Annotated in this window: 23 protein-coding genes, 1 pseudogene and 1 riboswitch; of the genes and pseudogenes, 9 read left to right on the top strand and 15 right to left on the bottom strand. The window is 72.8% G+C overall.

Features of this window, described 5'->3' with window-relative positions; all coding sequences use genetic code 11:
- The 4 genes from ACIRJT_RS35605 to ACIRJT_RS35590 all read right to left on the bottom strand — a co-directional run bounded on the left by ACIRJT_RS35605 (position 1) and on the right by ACIRJT_RS35590 (position 3,850).
- Complete coding sequence (locus tag ACIRJT_RS35605) at positions 1-399, bottom strand: ectoine synthase (RefSeq protein WP_007450483.1); 399 nt, start codon at positions 397-399, stop codon at positions 1-3.
- A gap of 85 nt (positions 400-484) precedes the next feature.
- On the bottom strand, positions 485-1,747 hold the full coding sequence (ectB, locus tag ACIRJT_RS35600; RefSeq protein ID WP_403917830.1) for a diaminobutyrate--2-oxoglutarate transaminase: 1,263 nt from the start codon (positions 1,745-1,747) through the stop codon (positions 485-487).
- Positions 1,748-1,904: 157 nt separating this feature from the next.
- Positions 1,905-2,435, bottom strand: coding sequence for a diaminobutyrate acetyltransferase (gene ectA / locus ACIRJT_RS35595; RefSeq protein ID WP_403917827.1), 531 nt, complete (start codon positions 2,433-2,435; stop codon positions 1,905-1,907).
- A gap of 308 nt (positions 2,436-2,743) precedes the next feature.
- Positions 2,744-3,850, bottom strand: a complete 1,107-nt coding sequence (locus tag ACIRJT_RS35590; RefSeq protein ID WP_403917825.1) for a pyridoxal-phosphate-dependent aminotransferase family protein — start codon at positions 3,848-3,850, stop codon at positions 2,744-2,746.
- 77 nt (positions 3,851-3,927) lie between these two features.
- Between ACIRJT_RS35590 and ACIRJT_RS35585 the strand changes: the two genes are divergently transcribed.
- A complete protein-coding gene (locus ACIRJT_RS35585; RefSeq protein ID WP_403917823.1) occupies positions 3,928-5,028 on the top strand; it encodes an amidohydrolase family protein in 1,101 nt (366 codons plus the stop codon).
- A gap of 339 nt (positions 5,029-5,367) precedes the next feature.
- Complete coding sequence (locus ACIRJT_RS35580) at positions 5,368-6,342, top strand: SCO1860 family LAETG-anchored protein (RefSeq protein ID WP_403917820.1); 975 nt, start codon at positions 5,368-5,370, stop codon at positions 6,340-6,342.
- 66 nt (positions 6,343-6,408) lie between these two features.
- On the opposite strand, the gene cobC is transcribed toward ACIRJT_RS35580, so the two are convergent.
- The gene (cobC, locus tag ACIRJT_RS35575) at positions 6,409-8,010 is read right to left on the bottom strand and encodes an Rv2231c family pyridoxal phosphate-dependent protein CobC (RefSeq protein ID WP_403917817.1); all 1,602 of its coding nucleotides are present in this window, start codon (positions 8,008-8,010) and stop codon (positions 6,409-6,411) included.
- Between the two features lie 160 nt (positions 8,011-8,170).
- Here cobC and ACIRJT_RS35570 point away from each other — a divergent pair, with 160 nt between their 5' ends.
- Complete coding sequence (locus tag ACIRJT_RS35570) at positions 8,171-8,893, top strand: ZIP family metal transporter (RefSeq protein WP_403917815.1); 723 nt, start codon at positions 8,171-8,173, stop codon at positions 8,891-8,893.
- A 56-nt stretch (positions 8,894-8,949) separates the two neighbouring features.
- Here the strand turns inward: ACIRJT_RS35570 and ACIRJT_RS35565 are convergent, their stop codons facing one another.
- The 7 genes from ACIRJT_RS35565 to ACIRJT_RS35535 all read right to left on the bottom strand — a co-directional run bounded on the left by ACIRJT_RS35565 (position 8,950) and on the right by ACIRJT_RS35535 (position 17,626).
- Positions 8,950-10,308 carry a cobyrinate a,c-diamide synthase gene (locus tag ACIRJT_RS35565; protein WP_403917812.1) on the bottom strand — a complete coding sequence of 453 codons (1,359 nt, stop codon included), beginning with the start codon at positions 10,306-10,308 and terminating at the stop codon, positions 8,950-8,952.
- Complete coding sequence (gene cobO, locus ACIRJT_RS35560; RefSeq protein ID WP_018512216.1) at positions 10,302-10,901, bottom strand: cob(I)yrinic acid a,c-diamide adenosyltransferase; 600 nt, start codon at positions 10,899-10,901, stop codon at positions 10,302-10,304. Before cobO ends, ACIRJT_RS35565 begins: the two co-directional genes overlap by 7 nt.
- Complete coding sequence (locus ACIRJT_RS35555; RefSeq protein ID WP_403917809.1) at positions 10,901-12,946, bottom strand: putative cobaltochelatase; 2,046 nt, start codon at positions 12,944-12,946, stop codon at positions 10,901-10,903. Before ACIRJT_RS35555 ends, cobO begins: the two co-directional genes overlap by 1 nt.
- A complete protein-coding gene (locus ACIRJT_RS35550) occupies positions 12,943-14,691 on the bottom strand; it encodes a cobyric acid synthase (protein WP_403917807.1) in 1,749 nt (582 codons plus the stop codon). Before ACIRJT_RS35550 ends, ACIRJT_RS35555 begins: the two co-directional genes overlap by 4 nt.
- A gap of 40 nt (positions 14,692-14,731) precedes the next feature.
- A complete protein-coding gene (locus ACIRJT_RS35545; RefSeq protein WP_403917804.1) occupies positions 14,732-15,703 on the bottom strand; it encodes a cobalamin biosynthesis protein in 972 nt (323 codons plus the stop codon).
- Positions 15,704-15,840: 137 nt separating this feature from the next.
- Positions 15,841-15,974, bottom strand: a riboswitch (cobalamin riboswitch).
- 149 nt (positions 15,975-16,123) lie between these two features.
- Positions 16,124-16,354 (bottom strand): hypothetical protein, encoded by a 231-nt coding sequence (locus ACIRJT_RS35540; protein WP_137233883.1) that lies wholly within the window; start codon positions 16,352-16,354, stop codon positions 16,124-16,126.
- Positions 16,355-16,366: 12 nt separating this feature from the next.
- Positions 16,367-17,626 carry an anion permease gene (locus tag ACIRJT_RS35535; protein ID WP_403917802.1) on the bottom strand — a complete coding sequence of 420 codons (1,260 nt, stop codon included), beginning with the start codon at positions 17,624-17,626 and terminating at the stop codon, positions 16,367-16,369.
- 277 nt (positions 17,627-17,903) lie between these two features.
- Between ACIRJT_RS35535 and ACIRJT_RS35530 the strand changes: the two genes are divergently transcribed.
- The 3 genes from ACIRJT_RS35530 (at position 17,904) to ACIRJT_RS35520 (ending at position 21,367) form a co-directional block, all read left to right on the top strand.
- The gene (locus ACIRJT_RS35530; protein ID WP_403917799.1) at positions 17,904-18,563 is read left to right on the top strand and encodes a class II aldolase/adducin family protein; all 660 of its coding nucleotides are present in this window, start codon (positions 17,904-17,906) and stop codon (positions 18,561-18,563) included.
- Between the two features lie 142 nt (positions 18,564-18,705).
- Complete coding sequence (locus ACIRJT_RS35525; RefSeq protein ID WP_403917796.1) at positions 18,706-19,833, top strand: alpha/beta hydrolase; 1,128 nt, start codon at positions 18,706-18,708, stop codon at positions 19,831-19,833.
- 184 nt (positions 19,834-20,017) lie between these two features.
- Entirely contained in the window at positions 20,018-21,367 is a 1,350-nt protein-coding gene (locus ACIRJT_RS35520; protein ID WP_403917966.1) for a hypothetical protein, read from the top strand.
- Positions 21,368-21,427: 60 nt separating this feature from the next.
- On the opposite strand, the gene ACIRJT_RS35515 is transcribed toward ACIRJT_RS35520, so the two are convergent.
- On the bottom strand, positions 21,428-21,838 hold the full coding sequence (locus ACIRJT_RS35515; RefSeq protein ID WP_403917963.1) for a VOC family protein: 411 nt from the start codon (positions 21,836-21,838) through the stop codon (positions 21,428-21,430).
- Positions 21,839-21,968: 130 nt separating this feature from the next.
- Positions 21,969-22,238: pseudogene (locus tag ACIRJT_RS35510) on the bottom strand (neutral zinc metallopeptidase); the annotation flags it as partial.
- 164 nt (positions 22,239-22,402) lie between these two features.
- On the opposite strand from ACIRJT_RS35510, the gene ACIRJT_RS35505 reads away from it, so the two are divergent.
- The 3 genes from ACIRJT_RS35505 to ACIRJT_RS35495 all read left to right on the top strand — a co-directional run bounded on the left by ACIRJT_RS35505 (position 22,403) and on the right by ACIRJT_RS35495 (position 25,479).
- Entirely contained in the window at positions 22,403-24,001 is a 1,599-nt protein-coding gene (locus ACIRJT_RS35505) for an ABC-F family ATP-binding cassette domain-containing protein (RefSeq protein ID WP_403917793.1), read from the top strand.
- 320 nt (positions 24,002-24,321) lie between these two features.
- Entirely contained in the window at positions 24,322-24,543 is a 222-nt protein-coding gene (locus ACIRJT_RS35500; RefSeq protein ID WP_006123601.1) for a helix-turn-helix domain-containing protein, read from the top strand.
- A gap of 144 nt (positions 24,544-24,687) precedes the next feature.
- Complete coding sequence (locus tag ACIRJT_RS35495) at positions 24,688-25,479, top strand: enoyl-CoA hydratase/isomerase family protein (RefSeq protein ID WP_403917790.1); 792 nt, start codon at positions 24,688-24,690, stop codon at positions 25,477-25,479.
- Here the strand turns inward: ACIRJT_RS35495 and ACIRJT_RS35490 are convergent.
- On the bottom strand, positions 25,469-26,215 hold the full coding sequence (locus tag ACIRJT_RS35490) for a hypothetical protein (protein ID WP_403917788.1): 747 nt from the start codon (positions 26,213-26,215) through the stop codon (positions 25,469-25,471). The genes ACIRJT_RS35495 and ACIRJT_RS35490 overlap by 11 nt on opposite strands.
- Positions 26,216-26,223 lie beyond the last annotated feature (8 nt).

The raw sequence follows: 26,223 nt of genomic DNA, 5'->3' as shown, positions 1-26,223 counted from the left end.
TCAGGCCTCCTCGGTCAGCAGTGGGTAGACACCGTTCTCATCATGGTCCTCCCGTCCGGTGACGGGGGGATTGAAGACACACACGCAGCGGAAGTCGGTCTTGGGCCGCATGGTGTGCCGCTCATGCCCGTCCAGCAGGTACATGGTGCCGGGAGTGATCCAGTGCGTCTCGCCGGTCTCGTCGTTGGTGAGCTCGGCCTCGCCCTCGGTGCAGAGCACCGCCTCGATGTGGTTCGCGTACCACATGGAGGTCTCCGTGCCCGCGTACAGCACGGTCTCGTGGAGCGAGAAGCCCACCTTCTCCTTGGCGAGCACGATGCGCTTGCTCTCCCAGGTGCCGGATGCCGCCTTCACATGCCGGTCGGTGTTCTCGATGTCACTGAAAGATCGGACGATCACGGTGAGCGGTTGCCTTTCTTTTCGGACTGCGCCCCGGGCCTCGCGGCCCGGGACGCTCTTCTCCGCCTGCCCCGGCAGTGCCGGGTCAGGCCGTCTCGCGGACGCAGCGGGCCAGCGTGCGCAGGCCCTCGTCCAGCTCTTCGGGGGTGATGGTCAGGGCCGGCAGCAGCTTGACGACCTCGCTCTGCGGGCCCGAGGTCTCCAGCAGGAGACCCAGCTCGAAGGCGCGGGCGCAGACCGCCGAGGCGCGGGCGGGGTCCTCGAACTCCATGCCCCACACCAGGCCCCGGCCGCGGAACCGCGCGGTCGACTCCTCGGCGCAGATGGCCAGCAGCGTCTGCTCGACCTGCTCGCCGCGGGCCAGGGTCTGCTTCTCCATCTGGCCGTCGGCCCAGTAGGCGTCCAGCACGGCGGCGGCCGTGACGAAGGCCGGGTTGTTGCCGCGGAAGGTGCCGTTGTGCTCGCCCGGCTCCCAGATGTCCAGCTCCGGCTTGAACAGGCAGAGCGACATCGGCATGCCGTAGCCGCTGATGGACTTGGAGAGCGTGACGATGTCCGGGACGATGCCGGCTTCCTCGAAGGAGAAGAAGCCGCCGGTACGGCCGCAGCCCATCTGGATGTCGTCGACGATCAGCAGCATGTCCTGGCGGTGGCACAGCTCCTGGAGCGCGCGCAGCCACTCGGCGCGGGCGACGTTGATGCCGCCCTCGCCCTGGACCGTCTCCACGATCACCGCGGCGGGCTTGTTCAGGCCGGAGCCCTGGTCCTCCAGCAGTCGCTCGAACCAGAGGAAGTCGGGAACCGTGCCGTCGAAGTAGTTGTCGAACGGCATCGGGGTGCCGTGCACCAGCGGGATGCCGGCCCCGGCCCGCTTGAACGCGTTGCCGGTCACGGCGAGCGAGCCCAGCGACATGCCGTGGAAGGCGTTGGTGAACGAGACGACGGACTCGCGGCCCTTGACCTTGCGGGCCAGCTTCAGTGCCGCCTCGACGGCGTTGGTGCCGGTCGGGCCGGGGAACATCACCTTGTACGGCAGGTCGCGCGGCCGCAGGATCACGTTCTGGAACGTCTCCAGGAACGCGCGCTTGGCGGTGGTCGCCATGTCAAGCCCGTGGGTGATGCCGTCGCGCTCGATGTAGTCGATCAGCGCTCGTTTCAGCACCGGGTTGTTGTGGCCGTAGTTGAGCGAGCCGGCCCCGGCGAAGAAGTCCAGGTAGGAGTGGCCGTCCTCGTCGGTCAGCCGGGCGCCCTGCGCGCGGTCGAACACGGCGGGCCAGCCGCGGCAGTAGCTCCGTACCTCGGACTCCAGGGTCTCGAAGACGCTCAGGGCGGGCGGGGTGATGGTCACAGCGGATCTCCTGCGTGAGGGGGTGTGACGGGCAGTGGTCGAGTGCTCCCGGCCGCACGGATGCGGCCGGGCCCGCGCCGAGTGGTCGGACGGCGCGAGAAGTCGGTGGGTCCGGACGTACGGGTCGGGTACGCCGGAGTGCGATGGCCGGGGCGGCTCAGGTGGCGAACGGGCCTATCCGGTAGAGCACCTCGGGCAGGTGCGTCTCCTCGGGGAACAGCGCGCCGTCGAAGAGCACTTCCTTCTCCAGCGCGACGTCGTGGCGCTGGGCGTAGGACGTGAACAGCCGGTCGGAGGCGGTGTTGTCCGGCGTGATCGTCGTCTCCACGGACGACAGGCCCTGGTCGGCGGCGACCCGGGCGGTCAGCGCGTCCAGCAGAGCGGCGGCCAGCCCCTTGCCGCGGTGGGCCCCGTCGACGGCCACCTGCCAGACGACGAGGGTCTGGGGGCGGTCGGGCCTGATGTAGCCCGTCACGAAGGCGATGGGCTCGCCGTTCTCGCCACGGGCGACGGCGGAGGTCGCGGCGAAGTCACGGCACCACAGCAGGTAGCTGTACGAGGAGTTCAGGTCCAGGACCTTGGAGTCGCGGGCTATGCGCCAGATCGCGGCTCCGTCCTCCACTCGTGGCGCATCGATACTGAGGAATTCGCTTCGGGCACGGGCAAAATCTGCTGGTGCGGCGGTCATGCGAATTGAATTTACCCAGCAAATTTCGAAATTGCATCGACGTAGAGGGTTGGGCGGAGGCCCGTCATGTGTTATCAGGCGTGCGCGAGCCTCCCGATGGTTCGGGTGCAACTTCCTGCACTTTGTCCTGAATTAATCGGGCATAACGCTTCCCTTGTGGAGTCGGTCACAGGGTTGTAACTCTCGTGAGACCTGTCCGAATCGTGAAGTTCGAGGCCGGAAAAAACTGCCCCGTTTAGGTGACGGAAAAGCGGGCAGAAGAATGTGGGAAGCTGCTTTTAATAAAGCAGCTTCCCACACTATGAATATCAGAGGCTCGGCCAGGTTTCCGAAACAGCCCTACGGGCAGCCTCGATATCGACCGGCCGGCCCGCGTCGGCCAGCACCGCCCCCAGAGCCGCGAGCGAGGACAGCACCGCGCCCCGCGTCGCATCCGCGCCGTAGTGATTGACCCGGATCATCTCCTTGGACAGCGCCCCGCCGCCCGCGACGAGCGGCAGCGCCGGGTCCGCCGCCAGCGCCCCCGCCACCAGCGCGGCCGCGTCCGTCCCCGCCGGGGCGCGCAGTGTCGTCGCCACCGGGGCCGCGTCCCGTGCCTCGTGGACGTACGGCTCCAGCCCGCCGCCCAGGGCCACCGCTCCGGCCCGGGTCGCCGCGGCGGCCGCGGCGTGGCGGGCCATCACCGAGTCCAGGCCCTCGTCCTCGATCCGCGCCACGCAGGCCTCCAGGCCCAGCATCTCCAGCTGCGCCGGGGCGTGCGGCAGCGCCCGGCGGCCGGCGTCGATCCAGCGCTCCTTCCAGTCCAGGAGGGAGAGGTAGGAGCGGCGCGGGGCGGCCGGGTTGGCGGCGATCCGCTCCCAGGCCCGCCCGCTCACCGACACCGCCGACACCCCGGCGGGCCCGCCCATGGCCTTCTGCGCGCCGATCACGCACAGGTCGACGCCCCAGACGTCCGGCAGCAGCGGCTCGGCGCCCACCGAGGCGACCGCGTCCAGCATGAACAGCGCGCCGTGCGCCCGGACCGCCTCGCCGATCTCCGCGACCGGGTTGGTGTTGCCGGTCGCCGCCTCGGCGTGCACCAGCGAGACGAAGTCGATCTCCGGGTGCTCGGCGAGCGCCTCGGCGACCTGGTCGGCGGTGACCGCGGCGTGGAAGGGCACCGTGAGGTCGACGACCTCCGCGCCGCAGTCCCGCAGCCAGTTGCCGAAGGTCTGCCCGTACGGTCCGGTGACCACGTTCAGTGCTTTCGAGCCGGGCCGCGCGCCGCCGCGGATGCAGCCCTCCAGCGGCAGCAGCGCCTCGCCCTGGGTGATGACGACGTCCTGCTCCGTGGCGAGGAGCCGGGCCACGCGCCGCTCGATCGCCGCGAAACGGTCGGCGGTCAGCGGGGGGAGGTCGAGGAAGGGGTGCGTCACGGCGGGGCTCTCTTCGGGTTCGTTCGACGGTCGGAATCGCACTGGCAGCCTACCGACGGCCTCGTACAGTGCCGCGTATGAGTGATCAGGAGGAGCAGCGGGTGCTGCGGGTGAAGGGCCGGGTGCTCGTCGGCCCGGACGAGGTGCGGGACGAACTGTGGGCCGTGGGCGGGCGGATCACCTACGAGCGGCCGTCCGGCGCCGACGACGCGGTGACGGTCACCGGCTGGGCGCTGCCCGGTCTGGTCGACGCGCACTGCCATGTCGGCCTCGACCGGCACGGACCGGTCGACGCGGAGACCGCCGAGAAGCAGGCGCTCACCGACCGGGAGGCCGGAACCCTGCTGATCCGGGACGCGGGATCGCCCTCCGACACCCGGTGGATCGACGACCGCGAGGACCTGCCGAAGATCATCAGGGCCGGCCGTCACATCGCCAGGACCCGCCGCTACATCCGCGACTACGCCCATGAGATCGAGCCCGGCGACCTCGTCGCGTACGTGGCCCGGGAGGCCCGGCGCGGGGACGGCTGGGTCAAGCTGGTGGGGGACTGGATCGACCGCGACGCCGGGGACCTGACCGCCTGCTGGCCGCGCGGCGAGGTCGAGGCGGCCATCGCCGAGGCGCACCGGCTCGGCGCCCGCGTCACCGCGCACTGCTTCGCCGAGGAGTCGCTCACCGACCTGGTGGAGGCGGGCATCGACTGCGTCGAGCACGCCACCGGCCTCACCGAGGAGACCATCCCGCTCTTCGCCGAACGGGGCGTCGCGATCGTCCCGACGCTGGTCAACATCGCCACCTTCCCCGACCTCGCGGCGGGCGGCGAGGCCAAGTTCCCCCGCTGGTCGGCCCATATGCGGCAGCTGTACGACCGCCGCTACGACACCGTGCGCTCCGCGTACGACGCCGGGATTCCCGTCTATGTCGGCACCGACGCGGGCGGCTCCCTGGCGCACGGACTGGTCGCGGGCGAGGTCGCCGAGCTGGTCAAGGCGGGCATCCCGCCCCTGGAGGCGCTCTCCGCCACCGCGTGGGGAGCCAGGCGCTGGCTCGGTCGGCCCGTGCTGGAGGAGGGCGCCCCGGCGGACCTGGTCGTGTACGGCGAGGATCCGCGCGCGGACGTCCGGGTGCTGGCGGCTCCCCGGCACATCGTGCTGAACGGGCGGGTGATCGGATGAGTCGTCGCGGAGTCGCGGAGTCGCCGAGTCGCTGAGTCGCTGAGTTGACGAACGGTGACGGATGTTGTCCCCGGATCGTTGAAGCACCTCTGTGCACGCTCCGGCGCGAGCGCACTCCGTGCGGCTCGCGACGGGTGAAACGAGTGACACCGGCGAACGCACGTGCCGAAAGATTCGAATATGTGCGCGGAAACCCCCCTTTGGGGTGAACTCACGCCAGGTGTCCGTCAGTTCACCCTCAGTGCGTAAAGATTCACGGAGTCGAGGCCACCGGCGCAGGCGATGTCCCCCATTGGACTGTGCCGGTGGCTCCATGTCTCTTGTGGGGGTTCCACCATCTTGAACAGCAACACCTTCCGTCTCGCCGCCCTGGCGGTCGCCGCCGGCCCTGTCGCCCTGCTTGCCGCCGTCCCCGCGCACGCAGCCCCGGCGACGCCCACCACCGGCGGCGAGGGCAGGGCGAGCGCGGTCGTGCTCCGTACCGGGCTCGATGTCTCGCTCCTCAACAAGTCCGTCCAGGTACCGCTCAAGGTCACGCTCAACGAGGTGCAGGCCCCGGCCAGCGCCCGGAAGACCGCGCTCAGCGTGAACGTGGACGGGGTGGAGGGCGGAGCCCCGGTCAGCGTCCTGCGCGCCGACGTGGCCACCGCGAACGCCACGGCGGACGAGCACCGGGCCGAGGGCTACACCAACCTGGCGAAGGCCAGCATCCATGTGCCCGGACTGCCGGTGCTCTCACTCATCGAGGTCGAGAAGGTCACCTCCAAGGCGGTCTGCGAGACCGGCAGGAAGCCCGTCGCCGAGTCCAACGTGCTCGGCCATGTCGCGGTGCTCGGCAAGAAGGTGACGCTCTCCGCCGGCGGGCCGACCCGGGTGGCGGTGCCGGGCGTGGGCGAGGTCTCCCTCGACCTGTCCAAGACGGTCACCACCGAGCGCACGGCGGCCGCGACGGCGCTCCAGCTCAAGGTGTCGGTCAACCCGCTGAATCTCAACGTCGCCGAGGTGGAGGGCGAGGTCACCCTGGCCGAGGCGACCTGCGAGACCCCGAAGGGGCCGAAGATCCCTGAGGAGCCGAAGACTCCTGAGGAGCCGAAGACTCCTGAGGAGCCGGGCTCCACGGACGGCGGCTCCACGGGCGGCGACGTGGAGACGCAGACCGGCACCGACACCGGCACCGCCCCCACCGAGGCCAACCTCGCCGAGACCGGCGGCAGCTCCACCACCCCGTACATCGCGGGCGGAGCGGCCCTGCTGCTGGCCGTCGGCGCGGGCGCGACGGTGCTGGCCCGCAGGCGGGGCGGCAGCCAGAGCTGATACGTGTGAGGGGGCGGCGTCCGCCGTACGGACACCGCCCCCGGCAGGCCCGGCCGGAAGGGCCTCTCAGCGCCCGGAGCGCACGGGCAGCGCCTGCACGGCCTGGTCCAGGGCCTGGAGGAAACGGTTGGTCGTGGCCCGGTCGCGGACCGCGAGCCGCAACCACCGCGGCCCCAGGCCCGGGAACGTGTCACCGCGCCGGGCGGCGAAGCCCAGCAGCCGCAGCCGCTCCCGGACCTCCGCCGCCCGCTCCAGACGCACCAGGACGAACGGCCCCCGGGCCGCCTCCACCACCTCCACCTCGCTGAACTCGGCCAGCCCGGCGAGCAGATGGGCCCGGTCCACCGTGATCCGGTCCGCCGCCTCGGCCGCCTCCACCAACGCCCTCGGCTCCATGCACGCCTGAGCCGCCGCCAGCGCCGGGGACGACACCGGCCACAGCGGCTGCGCCTCGGAGAGCAGCGCCACGGTCTCCGGACCGGCCAGGACATAACCGATCCGCAGCCCGGCGAGCCCCCACGTCTTGGTGAGGCTGCGCAGCACCACGAGCCCCGGGATGTCCGTCCGGTCGCACAGCGCCTCACGCTCGCCCGGCACGACGTCCATGAACGCCTCGTCGACCACCAGCGTCCGACCCGGCCGTGCCAACCGCTCCAGCAGCGCCGCCGGGTGCAGCACGGACGTCGGGTTCGTCGGATTGCCGATCACCACGAGGTCCGCCTCTTCGGGCACCGCCTCCGGGTCGAGCCGGAAGCCGTCCTCGGCGCGCAGCAGCACCCGCCCTACCCCGTGCCCGGCCGCCCGCAGCGCCGCCTCCGGCTCCGTGAACTGAGGATGCACCACGACCGGACGACGGGCCGGAAGAGCACGGGCGATCAGGACGAACGCCTCGGCCGCGCCCGCCGTCAGCAGCACTCGCTCCACCGGCAGTCCGTGCCGGTCGGCGACCGCGGCGCGGGCCGAGGACCCGTCCGGGTAGGCGGCCAGCGAGGTGAGCGACGCGGCTATCCGCTCGCGCAGCCACTCCGGGGGAGTGTGGGTGCGGACGTTCACGGCGAGATCGGTCAGATTCTCGCCGCGCACCTCCGCGTCGCCGTGGTGGCGCAGGTCGGGCCCTGCGCTCTCGATGTTCCGCGTGGGGGGTTTCATGGCAGCCATGGTGAACGGGCGGGAGCCCGCAGTCACCGGTGAGGTGGAAGTTTTCCTCCCGGAAACCTCGAAAGTCCCGGCGACCGCCGGAAACCGGCGGGCCACCGCACAGGTCGCCATCCCCCCGCCGGCGGCCTTCCCGCCCGGGGCGCGGGTCTTCGGCACCACCAGTTCGTCCGCCTCGATCAGCGCCGCCGCCTCCGCGACCGACGCGGTCCCCACCGCGGCACCCACCGCGTCCGAGGGGTGCGGCACCCGGACCGCGGCCAGCGCCCCGGCCGGATGGGTCCGCAGCGGCACCCCGAGCCGGGCCGCCGCACCCACGATCCCCGGCTCGTCGCCCTTGGCGTCGACCGTCGCCACCTCCAGCACGTCCGCCGCGTCCAGCCCCGCCCCGCTCAACACCGCCTCGATCAGGGCGAACACCACATCATCGGGGGCGCCCCGGCGTGCGCCGACCCCCACCACCAGACTGCGGGCGCCGGACTCCGGTCCGGTGCCGACGGATGCTCCGGTCATCGGCGGAGTCCTGCCTTTCAGGTCATACGTCTCGGTGGTGCGGGGGAGGCGGCGGGGCCGTTCCGTATACGGGATCGGGCGGCAGGAAGGGCGCGGCGGACGCCGCCGGTAAGGACACCCTGAGATGCGGAGAGAGGGCCCGATCGGCTAGCAAGGCCCCATGGCGGTGTTCGTCGCGCTCGGCGCGTTCCTGATGACTCTGGCCGGCGGCTGGGTCGCACAACGCGTCACCGACCGCCGTCACCTGGTGCTCGGCCTCGCGGGCGGGCTGATGCTCGGCGTGGTCGGACTCGACCTCCTGCCGGAGGCGATCGAGGCCGCGGGCACGCCGGTGTTCGGGGTCCCCGCCGCCCTGCTGCTGTTCGTCGGCGGCTTCCTGGCGGCCCATCTGGTCGAGCGGCTGCTCGCCGGACGTCAGGTGGCACACGGGGCGAGCGGCGGACGCGTCCCGCAGGTGGGTCTGACGGCGGCCGCCGCGATGGTCGTCCACAGTCTGATGGACGGCATCGCGCTGGGCGCCGCCTTCCAGGTCAGCGGTTCCATGGGCGTGGCCGTCGCGCTGGCGGTGATCAGTCATGACTTCGCCGACGGATTCAACACGTACACCCTCACCAGTCTTTACGGGAACGCCCGCCGCAAGGCGCTCCTGATGCTGTTCGCGGCTGCCGCGGCACCGGTCGTGGGCGCCGCGACGACGCTGCTGTTCACCCTTCCGGAGGAACTGCTCGGCGGCTATCTCGGCTTCTTCGGCGGAGCGCTGCTCTACCTGGCCGCTGTGGAGATCCTTCCCGAGGCGCACCACACCCATCCCGCCCGCTCCACCCTTCTCTGCACCATCGGGGGCGTGGGCTTCATCTGGCTGGTCGTCGGCATCGCGGAGTGAGCCGCGCGTACGCCCGAGCGCCCGGTCACGACGGACGCGCCCCCCGGAGGGTGGGGTCACCGCGCCCGGCAGTGCTCGACGAACCGGCGGGCCACCCCGGGCGACGCGGCCCAGTGGGTGTGCAGATAGCTCGCGTGCACGCCCCGCTGGACGTACCCCTCGACCCGCCGCTCCGGCTGGTGCATGCCCCAGGCGGGTGTGGTCCCCGCCCCCGGCTCCAGCACCGTGCGGTGGAACTCATGACCGCGCATCCGTGTGCCCGCCACCGCCAGCGCGCTGTCCGACACGGCCACCGCCTGCCGGTACCCGAGCGTGAGGCGCTCGGACATCCGGGCCTCGGCGTCCAGCACCCCGCACATGGGCCTCCCGTCCAGCTCCCGCGCCAGATACAGCAGCCCCGCGCACTCGGCCGCCACCGGGGCTCCGCTCAGGGCCAGTTCCGTGACCGCCCGCCGCAACGGCTCGTTGGCGGAGAGCTCGGGGGCGTACATCTCCGGGAATCCGCCGCCGATCACGAGCCCCGCCGTGCCCACCGGCAGCTTCTCGTCCCGCAGCGGGTCGAAGACCACGACCTGCGCACCCGCCGCGGTCAGCAATTCGGCGTGCTCCGCGTACGCGAACGTGAACGCCGCCCCACCGGCCACGGCCACGACGGGCTTCATGGCGACAGCGTCGGGCTTCCGGGCGCACTCCGGCTCCCACGCCTCGTCCGGCAGCGCCGGCGCGGTCCGGGCCAGCGCCATCAGCGCGTCCAGGTCGCATCCGGCGCGCACCCGCTCGCCCATCGCCGCCACGGCGTCCACGGCTTCGGGGCCCCGCTCGGCCACCGGCACCAGACCGAGGTGGCGCGAGGGCGTCGCCACCTGCGGGGCCCGCCGCAGCACGCCCAGCACCGGCAGCCCCGACTCGTCCAACGCGTCCCGCAGCAAGGCCTCGTGCCGGTCGGAGGCCACCTTGTTCAGGATCACCCCGCCGATCCGGACCTCGGGGTCCCAGGAGGCGAACCCATGCACCAGGGCCGCCACCGAACGGGACTGCGAGGAGGCGTCCACCACCAGCACCACGGGGGCGCGCAGCAGCTTCGCGACCTGCGCGGTGGACGCCAGCTCCCCCTGACCCGAGGCGCCGTCGTACAGCCCCATCACACCCTCGACCACGGCAAGGTCGCACCCCGCCGACCCGTGCGCGAACAGCGGGGCGATCAGGTCCGTCCCGCACATGTACGCGTCGAGATTGCGGCCGGGGCGTCCCGTCGCCAGCGAGTGATAGCCCGGATCGATGTAGTCCGGCCCCACCTTGTGCGGGGAGACGGCGAGCCCGCGCGCGGCGAAGGCGGCCATCAGGCCGGTGGCGACGGTGGTCTTGCCGCTGCCGGAGGCCGGAGCGGCGATGACCAGACGGGGCACATTCACCACTCGATGCCCCTCTGCCCCTTCTGCCCCGCGTCCATCGGGTGCTTGACCTTCGACATGTCGGTCACCAGGTCGGCGGCCTCGATCAGCGCGTCCGGCGCGTTGCGGCCGGTGATCACCACATGCTGGGTGCCGGGCCGGTTCCGCATCACCTCGACGACCTCGTCGGTGTCGATCCAGCCCCAGTGCATCGGGTAGGCGAACTCGTCGAGCACGTAGAGCTTGTACGTCTCGGCCGCCAGGTCCCGCTTGACCTGCTCCCAGCCCTCGCGGGCCTTCTCCTCGTTGTCCAGCTGACCGTCGCGCTGGACCCAGGACCAGCCCTCGCCCATCTTGTGCCAGTCGACGGTGCCGCCCTCGCCGCTCGCTCCGAGGACCTTCAGCGCGTTCTCCTCGCCGACCTTCCACTTCGCGGACTTCACGAACTGGAACACCCCGATCGGCCAGCCCTGGTTCCAGGCCCGCAACGCCAGCCCGAAGGCCGCCGTCGACTTGCCCTTGCCTATGCCCGTGTGGACGAACAGGAGCGGGCGGTTGCGCCGCTGACGGGTGGTGAGCCCGTCGTCCGGCACCGATGTCGGCTGTCCCTGCGGCATTAAGCGGCCCTCCCGGCTGCGGTGACGTCCTTGACGAGCCCGGCGATCGAGTCGGCCCGCAGCTCGTCGAGCGTGACGGCGGTGCCTCCCAGTTCCCGGGCCAGCTCCCCGGCGAGACCGAGGCGTACGTACCCCGACTCGCAGTCCACGACGACGGATGCCGTCCCCTCCGAGCGGTGCAGCCGCCCGGCCCGCCCCGCGAGCGCCACCGGCTCCGGCCCGCCGGTCGCCCGGCCGTCCGTGACGACGACGAGCAGCGGCCGCCGTGACGGATCGCGCAGTCGCTCGACCCGCAGCACGTCGTGCGCCTTGAGCAGCCCGGCGGCCAGCGGGGTGCGGCCCCCGGTCGGCAGCGACTCCAGACGGGAGGCCGCCGCGTCCACGGACGAGGTCGGCGGCAGTGCCACCTCGGCGTCCTTGCCCCGGAAGGTGACCAGGCCGACCTTGTCCCGCCGCTGGTAGGCGTCGAGCAGCAGCGACAGCACGGCCCCCTTGACCGCGCTCATCCGCTGCCGGGCCGCCATCGAGCCCGACGCGTCCACGACGAACAGCACGAGGTTGCCCTCACGCCCCTCCCGGGTCGCCTGCCGCAGATCGTCCCGGCGCACCACGAGCCCGCGCCCGGAACGCCCGCGCGCCCGCTGGTGCGGGGCGGCGGCCCGCACGGTCGCCGCCAGGTGCAGCTTGGTCAGCGACCCCTGCGGGCGGCGGGCGCCGGTCGTGCGCCCGTGCTCGGTACGGGCCCGGGAGCGCCGCCCCGCAGCGCCCTCGCCGAGCCCCGGCACGCTGAGCATCTTCGTCCGGAACGGCTCGGCGGACGCCACGGGCTGCTGCTCGGCCCCGGTGGAACGGCCGGGCGCGTCGGGGCTGCCCTCGGGGGCCCCGGAAAGCGTGTCGCTGTCGCTTCCGCCCTCGCCCCGCGGCGGCGTACGGTCTCCATCGGCCTGGGGCGGTACGCCGCCGCCACCGCCGTCATCGTTCCCGCCCCCGTCGGGGTCGGGATCGGGCTGGTCGTCGCCGTCGTTGTTCTCCTGCGGACCGGCCTCGTCCAGGGTCTGGTCGAGCTTGTCCTCGTCCAGGCCGGGCGCGTCGAACGGGTTGCGGCGACGCCGGTGGGGGAGCGCGAGGAGAGCGGCCTGCCGCACATCGTCGGCGGTGACCTCCTCCCGGCCCGCCCAGGCGGCCAGCGCGGTCGCGGTACGGGCCATCACGATGTCGGCCCGCATCCCGTCGACCTCGAACGCGGCGCAGGTCGCGGCGATCTGTCGCAACACGCCGTCACCGAGCACCACCCGGGGCAGCAGGGCGCGCGCGGCGGCGATCCGCTCCCGCAGGGCGCTCTCCTCACCGGCCCAGCGCGCGGCGAACCCCTCGGGATCGTCGTCGTACGCGAGCCTGCGCCGCACGACCTCGACCCGCTCGTCGGTGTCCCGGGAGGCGGCCACCTCGACGGTCAGCCCGAACCGGTCCAGCAACTGCGGCCGCAGCTCGCCCTCTTCCGGGTTCATCGTCCCGACCAGCAGGAACCGTGCCGCGTGCCGTACGGAGACGCCCTCGCGCTCGACGTACGAGGCGCCCATGGCCGCCGCGTCCAGCAGCAGGTCCACCAGGTGGTCGTGGAGCAGGTTGACCTCGTCGACGTACAGGATCCCGCGGTGCGCGTCGGCCAGCAGCCCCGGCTCGAAGGCCTTCACGCCCTCCGACAGCGCGCGCTCGATGTCCAGCGCCCCCACGAGCCGGTCCTCGGACGCGCCGACGGGCAGCTCCACGGTCCGCGCGGCCCGCGACACACCGGCGGCCTCCGCGTGCGGCCCGTCGGGACACGCCGGATCGGGCGAGACGGGATCGCAGGAGAACCGGCACCCCTGCACGACGGAGACCTCCGGCATGAGGGCGGCGAGCGCCCGCACGGCGGTGGACTTGGCGGTCCCCTTCTCACCCCGCACGAGCACCCCGCCGACAGCCGGACTGACCGCGTTCAGCAACAGCCCGAGGCGCAGGTCGTCCTGCCCGACGATCGCGGTGAAGGGATACGGCGTACTCACTTGGCCTCCTGGTCGACATGAACAACAGCTGCTTCCCCAAGCCCCTGGGGCCTTGCGTCAGCGGACCGGGCAACATCAAGCCCGTGGGGCGGTGCCTCGGCGAACCCGGCAACAACACGCCCCTGGCCCCTTGAACCGGCGGACCCGGCAAACTCAACCCCCTCCGGCGATCGAGGAGCGGGGTCCGGGGCAGCGCCCCGGCTCTCCGGAGTACCCGCACCCGCGTCGGCCCCCGGCAGGGCAGGCGCCCCCGGCGGCACGAACGGCAACCCCGCGGGCGCACCCCCCTCGATCAACCGCCACAACGCGTCCGTGTCCGCGTGCTCCTCCACCAGATCCCCGAGCCGGTCCAGCTGCTCCTCCCGCAACACCCCGAAACTCGTGTCCGGCGCCGGCACGAACCGCCGCCCGGCGGCCCGGGCCACCTCCACCAGGAACCGCCGCCGGAACGCGTCGCTCTCCAGCGACCCGTGCCAGTGCGTCCCCCACACCGCCCCCACCCGGCACCCGTCGAGGAACGGCTCCCCGCCCCGCACATCGGCCACCCCGTGGTGGATCTCGTACCCCTCCACCGGCTCGCCCAGCGCCGAACCGACCGGCCGCGCCAGCGTCTTGTCCCGGTCGAAGCGGATGCGCACCGGCAGCAGGCCGAGCCCGTCCACGACCCCCGCCCGCGACTCCACCTCGTCCTCGATCCGCTCACCGAGCACCTGGAACCCGCCGCAGATCCCCAGCACCGGCCGGCCCTCCGCGGCCCGCCGCGCCAGCGCGTCCGCGAGGCCCCGCTCGCGCAGCCAGGCCAACGCCTTCACCGTGCCGCGCGTGCCCGGCACGATCACCAGGTCCGCGTCGGCCAGCTCCTCCGCCCGGTCCACGAACCGCACGACGACGCCCGGTTCGGCGGCCAGCGCGTCCACGTCCGTGAAGTTCGACATCAGCGGTACCGCGCAGACCGCCACCCGCAGCACGTCCTCGCCGTGCGGGGGAGCCACGACCGACTCCCGCACCGCACCCCGCAGGGACACCCGCAGACCGTCCTCCTCGTCGATGCCGAGCCCGTGGGCGTACGGCAGCACCCCGTACGTCCGCCGCCCGGTCAGCTCGAACAGCATGTCCAGGCCCGGCTCCAGCAGCGAGACGTCGCCCCGGAACTTGTTCACCAGATAGCCCGCGACGAGCGCCTGGTCCTCCGCGCCCAGCAGTGCCGTCGTCCCGAAGAAGGAAGCGAAGACCCCGCCCCGGTCGATGTCCCCGACCACCAGGACCGGGAACCTCGCGGCCCGCGCGATCCCCATGTTCACGATGTCCGTGCGCCGCAGATTGATCTCGGCCGGGGACCCGGCTCCTTCGCAGATGACCGCGTCGTACGTGGCCCGCAGCTGCTCCAGGCAGTCCGTCACCGTCCCGAGCAGCGCCTCCTGACGGCCCCCGTGGTACCCCCGGGCACTCATCTCGCCGACCGGTTTCCCCATCAGGACCACCTGGCTGGACCGGTCGCTGCCGGGCTTCAGCAGCACCGGGTTCATCAGAGCCGTCGGCTCCACCCGGGCGGCCTGCGCCTGCATCGCCTGGGCCCGCCCGATCTCCGCGCCCTGGCGGGTCACGAAGGAGTTCAGGGACATGTTCTGGGCCTTGAAGGGCGCGACCTTCACGCCCCGGCGCACCAGCCACCGGCAGATGCCCGCCGTGACGACGCTCTTGCCCGCGTCCGATGTGGTCCCCGCGACCAGCAGTCCGCCGCTCATGTCCGCTCCCGTTCCCGTACCGCGTTCCCTGCCGGACCGTTCATGACCGTCCCCGTCCCCGCCTCTGCCCCGCGGCCATCCGCCCGGCGACCAGCCGGCCCACCACGCACACGCCGAGGGCCAGCGTGCTCACCCGGCGCGACAGCCGTACCGCGCGTTCGATGTCCGCGCCCCGCACGTCCCGTCCGGACTCCCCGTTCAGCACCGGCCGGTGCTCGACGCGCCCCGCGTACGCCAGGGTCCCGCCCAGCCGTACGCCGAGCGCCCCCGCGAACGCGGCCTCCACCGGCCCCGCGTTCGGGCTCGGGTGGCGCCCCGCGTCCGTCCTCCAGGCGCGCACGGCCTCCCGGGGCCGCCCGCCCGCCGCCACGGCCAGCGCGGCCGTCAGGCGGGCGCCGGGCCACCCGGCGAGGTCGTCCAGGCGGGCCGAGGCCCAGCCGTAGCGGCGGTAGCGGGGCGACTTGTGGCCGACCATCGCGTCGAGCGTGTTCACGGCCCGGAAGCCGACGAGCCCCGGAACCCCGCCGATCGCCCCCCACACCAGTGCGCCGACGACGGCGTCCGAGGTGTTCTCGGCGACCGACTCGACGACCGCGCGGGCGATCCCGGGACCGTCCAGCGCGTGCGGATCGCGCCCGCACAGATGCGGCAGCCGCTCCCGCGCCACCTCCAGGTCCCCGGCGGCCAGGGCGCCGCCGATGGCGCGCGCCTCCCGCCCCAGCGACGTCCCCCCGACCACGGACCAGGCGGTGGCGGCGGTCAGCGCGACGGCGAGCGCGGGGCGTCCCCGGACGGCGCGCGCGCTCAGCGCGGCGGCCCCCACGGCGCCTCCGGCGCACACGAGGGTGTGCAGGGCGCCCGCGGCCCGGTCGTCACGCCACAGACGGGTCTCGGCCCGCGCCGCGGCGCGGCCGAATCCGGCGACGGGGTGACCCCGACGGGGGTCGCCGAGCAGGGCGTCGGCGATCATCCCGGCCGTGGCGCCGTACGCGAAGACGCGGTCGGCACGCACGGCTCAGCCGGTCGCGGGGAGGGATGTTCCGGCGCGAGGGCCTGTCGTGGGGGGCACGGGAAGCGGCGCACGGCGGCCGGGCATGGCGTATGTCCTCACTCAGGGTCCGCGCCCTGGTTCGACGTGACCGGCGACGAGAGTCTCCTGGCTTCCGGATCCGCAGTTCCCCCGGCCTTCCAGTCCGCGTGTCGCGGGCCGTGACGTTCCGGTGTGGGGGAGTGCTCCCCGGTGACAGTGGCGGGACCGCGCCGGATTCGCACCGGCTTCCTCTGCTGTCGCCGTAAATGGCTCCGGCAGTCCACCACGCCCCGCGAACAGCCGTCAACTCGCTGTTGACCTGCGAGGCTCCACTGTGCGCAGACGCACATCGGGCCGGACACAGGAGGGTGTGTCCGGCCCGAAGGAGTGCGAGGTGCGGGGTCAGGCGACGATCAGGTAGATCCCGTACGAGACCGCCGCGACGCACAGCGCGAAGCAGGCGTACGCGCCGGTGCGCGCCAGCGCCACCGACCCGCCGGAAGCGCTGCTTCCGGCCGTGGCGGACTGCTTGGAGAGGGCGACGATGCCCAGGGTGAAGAGGCCGACCAGCGCGACGGTGACCACCAGGCTGACACCGAAGACGGAGGCGAGAGCTGCCCAGTCGATTTTCATGCGGATCTGTCCTTACACCTTGGCCGGCGGCCGGGCCGGGTCGTCGGGCGCCGAGGCGGGGGCCGGGATGGTGGATGCGAGGTCGGAGGCCGGGCCGCCGATGGGCGGCGGCTGGACCGCCGCCATGGCGGTGGTGACGACGCCCTGGGGCTCGTCGTCGTCCGTGTCGTTGACGTTGGTGTGGTCGACCGGCTGGCGGCGCGAGGCCACCCAGATGGCGAACGAACCGCCCACCAGGATGACCGCCGTGACGGCGATGCCCCAGGGGCCCTGCTTGGTCAGGAACTCGGCGCCCGCACCGATCAGACCGGCCGCCGGGAGCGTCAGCCCCCAGGCGACGAACATCCGGGTGGCGGTGGACCAGCGGACCACGCCCCCCTTGCGGCCGAGGCCCGCGCCCATGACGGCACCGGAGCAGGACTGGGTGGTGGAGAGCGAGAAGCCGAGGTGCGAGGAGGCCAGGATGACCGTCGCCGCGCTGGTCTGGGCGGCGAAGCCCTGCGGCGGCTGGAGGTCGGTCAGGCCCTTGCCCATCGTGCGGATGATGCGCCAGCCGCCGAGGTAGGTGCCGAGCGCGATGGCCACACCGGCGGAGACGATGACCCACATGGGCGGGTTGGAGCCGGGGGCCAGGACACCGCTGGTGACCAGCGCCAGGGTGATGATGCCCATCGTCTTCTGGGCGTCGTTGGTGCCGTGGGCGAGCGAGACGAGACCGGCGGAGGCGATCTGTCCGGCCCGGTAGCCCTTGGCGGTCGACTTGAGCTGACCCTCGTCGGTGACGTTCCGGTTGATCCGGTACGTCAGCCGCGTGGCCAGCATCGCGGCGATACCGGCGACCAGGGGGGCCGCGATCGCGGGCAGCAGCACCTTGGTGACGACGGTGCCGCCGTTGATCGAGGACCAGCCGGCCGACATGACGGCGGCGCCGATCAGTCCGCCGAACAGGGCGTGGGAGGAGCTGGAGGGCAGGCCGACCAGCCAGGTAAGGAGATTCCACAGGATGGCGCCGACGAGCGCCGCGAAGATGACCTCGGTTCTGATGCCGTCTTCGTTGACGATCCCGCCGGAGATCGTCTTGGCGACCTCCACCGACAGGAACGCGCCGATCAGGTTGAGAACGGCGGACATCGCCACCGCTGTCTTGGGCTTCAGGGCGCCGGTCGAGATGGTGGTCGCCATCGCGTTGGCGGTGTCGTGGAAACCGTTCGTGAAATCGAACACGAGAGCTGTCACGACCACAATCGCAAGCAGCAGCGTGATGTGTTCCATTTACCCAGGCAATCGTTCGACGTCAGTGGCACGTGGACCGTAGGCAACCTGGATGAACGGAAGATGAACTGAGCAGGGCGCTGCGGTGACCCCAAACGGAGTGGGTCGCCTCCGCTTGTGCGCGGGAGGGGCTGCGCGGTGTCTGTGAGGCGGGGCGTGGGCTGTCCTTTGCCTCCGGTTGGCGAACATTTTGAACGGCTGTTCGGCACTCGGAAGAGACCTCCGTCACCTCGCAGGTGACGTTCCGGTTGCGCCACTTGACCCCTACGCTCGCCCCATGAGCGAGCAACACCCGGAATCCGTCGGCCGGACCTGGCGGGACGTCGTCGCCACCGCCCGCCGCAGCGCGGCGGACGGCCTGGTCGTCGGCACCTCGGGCAACGTGTCGGCCCGCGTCGGCGACCTGGTCCTGGTCACGCCCAGCGGGGTGCCCTACGACCGGCTCGGACCCCACGACGCGGTCGGAGTCGATCTGGAAGGCCGCCAGGTCCTCGGCGACCTCGGGCCGACCAGCGAACTTCCCCTGCACCTGGCGGTCTACCGCTCCACCGACGCCGCCGCCGTGGTCCACACCCACGCCGTCCACGCCACCGCCGTCTCCACCCTCGTCACCGAGGTGCCGCTCGTCCACTACGCGGCCGCCATCCTCGGCGGACCCGTCCGCACCGCCGCCTACGCCCGCTACGGCACCCCGGAACTGGCCGAAGCCATGCTCGGGGCCCTGGAGGGCCGTACCGGCTGCCTGCTCGCCAACCACGGCACCGTCGCCTACGGCGACACCCTCGACCAGGCCTACGAGCGCACCGCCCAACTGGAGTGGCTCTGCCGCCTCTGGCTCACCGCGAGTTCCGTGCCCGGCCGCACGCCGGCCCTGCTCGACGCGGCCCAACTGGACGAGGTGACGGAAGCGCTCAAGGGATACGGCCAGCCCGGCTGACCCGCGCTTCCCGCCGAGCCTTCGCGCCGGAGCTCCCGCGAGGGCGGCCTCGCGAACCGCCGGAGCCCCGGTCCCGGGCCGCGTCCGCCCCGGACGGCCCCGTCCACTGGCAGCCCGCCCCCGGCCCCACGACACTGGAGCGGTGCGCCCGGTAACCGCGACGGCAACGGCCGTCACCACGATCCTCGGCGTCGGTGCGACAGCGGTCGCGGCCGGCCGGTACGCCAGCGACGTCGCCCTCAAAGCGGCGCCCGGACGTCCCCTTCCCGCCGACCGCAGACTCACCGTGCATGCCACGGCCGCCGGACAGGTCACCCTGACCCGGTCCTTCTCGGCGCTCAGGCCCGGCACCTACGGTCTGTCCGGACCCGACGTCCACGCGGTCGTCGGGCCCGTCGTCGAAGGGGCCTCCCAGGCCGCCGACACCGTCGTCCGCAGGCTGGAGAACGTCGGCCGGGGGCTCCTCGAACCGGGCGCGAAAGTGCGGCTCACCCCCGCGCTGTACGACGGTGACCCGAGCGGCGACCTCGGCCTGGACCACCAGGAGGTCGAGATCCCCGGCGAGCTGGGAACCCTGCCCGCCTGGTACGTCCCCGGCGCCCGCGACACCTGGGTCATCACCGTGCACGGCCTCGGCACCACCCGGGCCCACCCCATGAACCTGATGGGTTTCCTGCGCGAACAGCGCTTCCCGGTGCTCGACCTCGCCTACCGGGGCGACCCCGGAGCCCCCCGCCCCGCGGACGGCCTCGGCCACTTCGGCGCCTCCGAATGGCGCGATCTCGACGCCGCCCTCCGCTGGGCCCTGCGCCACGGGGCCCGCAACGTGATCGTCCACGGCTGGTCCACCGGCGCCACCATGGCCCTGTACGCCGCGGTCGAGTCCCCGCTCCGCGACCGGATCAGCGGCCTCGTCCTCGACTCCCCGGTGCTGGACTGGCCGGTCACCCTGCGCGCCCTGGCCGCGGCCCGCGGCGTCCCGGCCGCGCTGCTGCCGCTCGCCGTCCGCGCCGCCCAGGGCAGGACCGGGATGAACAGCGCTCCGGTGCTGGAGACCTCGGCCCCGGCCTCACTGCGCGCCCCGACCCTGATCCTGCACGGCCCGGACGACACGATCGCCCCCTGGGACGCCTCCCGCGAGCTCGCCGCCCGCCGTCCGGACCTGGTCAGCCTCCACGCCGTACCGCGGGCTCCGCATGCGTCGATGTGGAACGCCGGTCCGGCCCGCTACGAGGAGACCCTGCGACGCTTCCTCACGCCCCTGATGTGAGCCGATGGGGTGAACTCTCCCGCTTGCCGCCGCACCGGGGGAACCTTTCCCGTACCGGTGAAACACCTTCCGTTTGGGCTTTCGGGCCGTCAGGGGCAAGACTGCTCCCGTGACGTCCCGTACTCCGCGCGACTCCAGGCTGCGACTTGTCCGCCCGCGACCCCTCGCCACCGCCCGCAAGGCCGTGACGACCCGGCGTACCAGGCCGGCTCCCCGGCCCCCCGAGGGCACCCCGCCCCGTACGGAACTGGCGCGCCAGGCCAGGGCGGTGCTCGCCGACGCCGTACGCATCGCCCACTGGGCGGCCGGCGCGCCGGGGCCGGGCACCGCCGCCCCGCTCGCGGCCCACGCCCTCGAACGGGCGGCCACCGCTCTGGAACTCTCCCCGGCGCAGATCCGCGCGGGGTGGGACCGGGCCCGGCTGGCCGGACTGATCGAGCTGCACGGTGACACCGCCCGCCCCGGCTGGCGGCTGCGCGCCTGGGACCGGGACGATTCCGCCGTCCTGCGCGGCTGGGTGGCGCTCTTCGACGCCTGGTCGCTCGTCCACGCCGCACCCGCGGACATCGAGGCGGGCGCGGTCGCCGAAGCCGTCGAGGCCGTGCCCCAGGTGCTCTCCCTCCTCCAGCTCTCCGCCGGCCCGGTCACCGTCCCCGCCCTGCTGGACCTCCTCGGCCAGCGCGTCGCCGAACTCCAGGAGGAGCGCTGCGAAGTGCCCCTGGGACCCGTCAGAACCGTGCCCGCCGACCAGGCGGAGACCCCCGCCCGGGCTGGGGCGTCCCGGAACGGCGCCGGACCCGCCCGGAGCGCGGACCTCAACGCCCTGCTGCTCGACTGGGCCCTGGAGGGCCTCGCCGCCGTCGGGGCGCTGACGCTCGGCAAAGGGCACGCCACCCTCACCCCGCTCGGCAACTGGGCGGTCTGGGTCAAGCTGGAACAGATCTGCGTCGCCGCGCAGAGCCCGGCCGGGAACATCGAGCAGTCCGCCGCCGACATGCTCCTCGGCTGCGCCCGGCTCACCCCCGGCCCGGCCCGCGCCGAATACCGCGCCTGGCTCGCCGCCCGCACCGTCGGCAGCGCCGTGGCCGAACTGCTGGCCGTCGCCCGGGGCGAGGACGCGCTGCTGCGCGGACTGGCCTTCGAGGCGCTGAGGGTCGTCGGCGCCCCCGCCGAACCCGAGGTCCGCGCCGTCCTCGCCGAACCCTCGCTGCGGCCCTACGCGCTGCTCTGGCTCGCCGAGTACGAGGGCAACGACCCGGACGACGCCCAGGACGTCCTCAGCCGGGAGGAGGCCACCTGGCTCTGGGTCGACACCGCGGCGGCCGTCGCCGACCACGGCGAGACCGGGCTCCTGGTGCGCCATCTCGACTCCGCCGTCCAGGGCACCGTCCCCGCCCTGCTCGACGAGGTCAGGGCCGTCGGCCATCCGCGCACCGTCCAGGTCCTGGTCGCCCTGGCCGCGGCCCACCCGGACCCGGCCCTGGCCAAGGCGGTCCGCCGGGCCGCCTTCCAGGTGCACACCGGAGGGTCCTGAGCCCGGGCCCCGACCGGGACCGCGGTGCCGTGCGCAAGCCAGGCCGCCTCCGGGGTCCGCTCAGCCGGACCCCGGGGCGTACGTCCCGAAGCTCCACACGTTGCCCTCGGCGTCCCGCGCCATGTAGTCCCGGGAGCCGTAGTCCTGGTCGGTCGGTTCCATGAGGATCTCCACGCCGAACTCCTTGGCACGGGCGTGGTGCTCGTCCACCTCTTCCACCACCACGTACACCCCCGCCGGGCCCGCACCCGTCATCGCCTGCGCGAACAGTCCCTCGCGTCCCTTGGAGCCGAGCATCACCCTGCCGTTGCCGCAGGACAGCTCGGCATGCAGCACACTGCCGTTCTCCCCCTCGTGGACCGCCTCCTCGGTGAAGCCGAGGCCCTGCGTCAGCGTCCTGATCGCGGCCTTCGCGTCGTCGTAAAGGATCGTCGGGTAGATCGTGGGAACGCCGCTCGCCCCGCCTGCCATCGCGCTCACCTCTCCTGCTGCCACGCCTGTCCGGATCACCCTGATGTGATCTGCGTCTCAGGTCTCAGTCTTCCACCGGGCACTGACAATGCCCTCCCGAAAGCGTTCCCGCAGGTCAGGTGCGTTAGGTTCAGGCGAAGGTGTCGCACCGCGCCATATCCCCCGTGCGGAACCCGATGGAGAGCCGCTGCTGCCGCCGCGCGGCTGAACCGTGCGTCCACGACTCCGGGGTGATCCGTCCCTGGCACCTCTCCTGGGTCCGGTCGTCGCCGACCGCCGCAGCCGCGTCCAACCCGTGCCGGACGTCCGCCCGGGCAGGCTCCGTGATCAGCGGTCGGCCCGTCCGGTGTCGTCGTGGCACGGCGTCGCTGTTCTCGCCCTGCCGCCCGTCCTGCGTCCGGGCCCCGCGCCGAGTATCGGCCGGTTCGTCCCGACGAGCACGCGGAAAAGAAGTTGCGTACCGCCAGTAGAATGGGCCGTATGGCCTTTCTCCTTGTGCATTAGCGGCGTCGAGAGACCTCCGCCCTCGTCCCTCCGCCGTCCATACTGCCCTGGAGTTTTTCCGTGATCACCGCCTCCGGCATCGAGCTGCGCGCCGGCGCCCGCATCCTCATCGAGTCCGCTTCCTTCCGCATCGCCAAGGGCGACCGCATCGGCCTCGTCGGCCGCAACGGAGCGGGCAAGACCACCCTCACCAAGTGCCTCGCGGGCGAGGGCACCCCCGCCGGGGGCACCATCACCAGGTCCGGCGAGGTGGGCTACCTCCCGCAGGACCCGCGCACCGGCGACCTCGACATCCTCGCCCGCGACCGCATCCTCTCCGCCCGCGGCCTCGACGCGATCCTGCGCAAGATGCGCGAGAACGAGGACCGGATGGCGAACGGGCAGGGCGCCACCCGCGAGAAGGCGATGAAGAAGTACGAGCGCCTGGAGACGGAGTTCCTCACCAAGGGCGGATACGCCGCCGAGGCCGAGGCCGCCACCATCGCCGCCGCGCTCAGCCTGCCCGACCGGGTCCTCGGCCAGCCCCTGCACACGCTCTCCGGCGGTCAGCGCCGCCGCGTCGAGCTGGCCCGGATCCTCTTCTCGGACGCCGACACCCTCCTCCTGGACGAGCCGACCAACCACCTCGACGCCGACTCCATCGTCTGGCTGCGCGACTACCTCAAGTCCTACCGCGGCGGCTTCATCGTGATCTCCCACGATGTCGACCTGGTCGAGACGGTCGTCAACAAGGTGTTCTACCTCGACGCCAACCGTTCCCAGATCGACGTCTACAACATGGGCTGGAAGCTCTACCAGCAGCAGCGCGAGGCCGACGAGAAGCGCCGCAAGCGCGAGCGCCAGAACGCCGAGAAGAAGGCCGCGACCCTCAACGCGCAGGCCGACAAGATGCGCGCCAAGGCCACCAAGACCGTCGCCGCCCAGAACATGGCCAAGCGCGCCGACCGGCTGCTCTCCGGCCTGGAGGCCGTACGGGTCTCCGACAAGGTCGCCAAGCTGCGCTTCCCCGACCCCTCGCCCTGCGGCAAGACCCCGCTGATGGCGGAGGGCCTCTCCAAGTCGTACGGCTCGCTGGAGATCTTCACCGACGTCGACCTCGCCATCGACAAGGGCTCCCGCGTCGTCATCCTCGGCCTCAACGGCGCCGGCAAGACCACGCTGCTCCGCCTGCTCGGCGGCGCCGAGAAGCCCGACACCGGCGAGATCATCGAGGGACACGGCCTCAAGCTCGGGTACTACGCCCAGGAGCACGAGACCCTCGACCCGGACCGCACGGTCCTGGAGAACATGCGCTCCGCCGCGCCCGACCTCGACCTCGTGGCCGTCCGCAAGACGCTCGGCTCCTTCCTCTTCTCCGGCGACGACGTCGACAAGCCCGCGGGCGTGCTCTCCGGCGGCGAGAAGACCCGGCTCGCCCTGGCGACCCTGGTCGTCTCCTCCGCCAACGTGCTCCTGCTCGACGAGCCGACGAACAACCTCGACCCCGCCAGCCGCGAGGAGATCCTCGGCGCGCTGCGCACCTACAAGGGTGCGGTCGTCCTCGTCACCCACGACGAGGGCGCCGTCGAGGCGCTCCAGCCGGAACGGATCATCCTGCTCCCGGACGGCGTCGAGGACCTCTGGGGAGCGGACTACCGCGACCTCGTCGCCCTCGCCTGATCCACCGGGGATAGATCATTCGGCCTACGCGTGATCCATCATCTGCGTGAGGACGTCTCGTACTCCGGTGGTGCGCCCGGCGCTCACCCGTCGTGCGCCCCCTTTCCGGCCACTCTTCCCCGTACGGCCCTGACCTGGCGGTTCTCCTGCCGGTCCGGGCCGTGCACCCCCGTACGCCCTGGGGAATCAGGGATTCCGCTCGTGTCGGCGTGCTTCTCGTCCGGGAAACCGCTCGCACCGACCTTGCCGAATGGGTGGCCAGGAAGCGCGGGAGGGGTGATCATGAGAGTCCAGAGCGCACTTCGCATGAGGAGGCACGGGTGGCCGAGACTCTGAAGAAGGGCAGCCGGGTAACCGGCGCCGCGCGTGACAAGCTCGCGGCAGACCTGAAGAAGAAGTACGACTCCGGTGCGAGCATTCGGGCGCTGGCCGAGGAAACCGGCCGCTCCTACGGGTTCGTCCACCGGATGCTCAGTGAGTCCGGAGTGACGCTGCGGGGACGCGGCGGCGCGACACGGGGCAAGAAGGCCGCTTCGGCCTGAGGCCCTTGAGTTCCGGCGCCCTCGGCGTCATGCGGGCCCAACGGAATTCGGGGTGACCACCCGGCTGACCGCAAGGTCGCCCGGGTGGTTACTGTTCAGTCACTTCATACCGAGTGCTGACTGCACCCCATCCGGAGGCGCCCCATGACCTCGATCGACACTGTGCTCGACAAGGACGGCGTACGGCTCACCGTCGACGACGCCGTCGCCACGGTGACGCTCACCAACCCGGCCAAGCGCAACGCTCAGTCTCCCGCTCTGTGGCGGGCGTTGACCGAAGCCGGACGGGCGCTGCCCGGCACGGTCCGGGTCGTGGTGCTCCGCGCCGAGGGCATGTCCTTCTCCGCGGGCCTCGACCGGCAGGCCTTCACTCCCGAGGGCTTCGACGGCGAGCCGTCGTTCCTCGACATGGCGCGCGGCCCGGAGGCCGAGCTCGACGCGACCATCGCCGAGTACCAGGAGGCGTTCACCTGGTGGCGCCGCAACGACCTCGTGTCGATCGCCGCGGTCCAGGGCCACGCCATCGGCGCCGGATTCCAGCTCGCCCTCGCCTGCGATCTGCGGATCGTCGCCGAAGACGTGCAGTTCGCCATGCGCGAGACCAGCCTCGGCCTCGTTCCCGACCTCACGGGCACCCACCCCCTGGTGCACCTCGTGGGGTACGCCCGCGCGCTCGAAATCTGCGCCACCGGCCGCTTCGTGCACGCCGAGGAGGCCGAGCGCACCGGCCTCGCCAACCTCGTGGTCCCCGTCGACCAGCTCGACGCGGCGGCCCGCGACCTGGCCGGGGCCCTGGTGGCGGCGCCCCGTGACGCCGTCGTCGAGACGAAGGCCCTCCTGGCCGGCGCGCTCTCGCGCGACTACGCGCAGCAGCGCGTCGCCGAGCGGGCCGCCCAGGGCCGCCGGCTCCGTGACCTGGCGGGCATCACCGACTGACCACGGCCGTGACCAGCACCGACACCGGCAACCGGTCCTCCGAGGCCGCCGCCACCGCCGTGCGCACCGACCGGGCGACATCCAGCGCCCGGTGGTCCCCGGCCGTCGCCACCTCGACGCGCACATGATCGTGGGCGGTGTGCACCGGGCCGCCCAGGACCCGCGTCAGCGAGACGACCCCCGGCGCCCCGGCGGCAGCCGTCGCCACCGGCCCCTCCGGCCCCGGGCCCGGGGCCGGAGGCGTTGTCTCCGCGACCGTCACCTGATCGGTCGCACCGGCCTCCAGCAATGCCGTGACCGTCAGGTCCACCTCGGTGACCTCCAGACCCAGCCGGGCGGCTGCGGCCGTGAGCAGCGCCGCGCGCAGGGCCGCCGCGGTGTCGGGCAGCGGCCGGTCCGGGGTGGTGGAGAACTCCGCCTCGATCCGCAGCGGCCCCGGCGGCAGCGCACTCGGCGGAGCCGGGGGCGGCGCCGGGGCCGCCGGGTCCCGCGACACGGCGGGGCCGCTCCCGGCCACAGCCGCCTCAAGAGCCTCCTGCGTCGGACCGATCCGCAGCTTCCCCAGCACCGTCCCGGGGAGAGTGGCCGCCGCGCACAGCACCGACGCGGCGGCCGTCTCCGCGATCCACGCGCCGTCCGCCGGACCGCCCAGCGGCAGCAGCCTGCCCAGACCCAGCCGTTGCCGTACCGAAGCGGTCCATCCGTCGACCCTCTGCGGGCCCCGTGCCGTCGTCATCACCCCAG

Origin of the sequence: Streptomyces sp. NPDC102283 (assembly GCF_044766265.1) — a bacterium.
GTDB lineage: Bacteria > Actinomycetota > Actinomycetes > Streptomycetales > Streptomycetaceae > Streptomyces.
The sequence above is the reverse complement of the archived record's forward strand: the minus strand, read 5'-3'. Positions and strand labels throughout refer to the sequence as shown.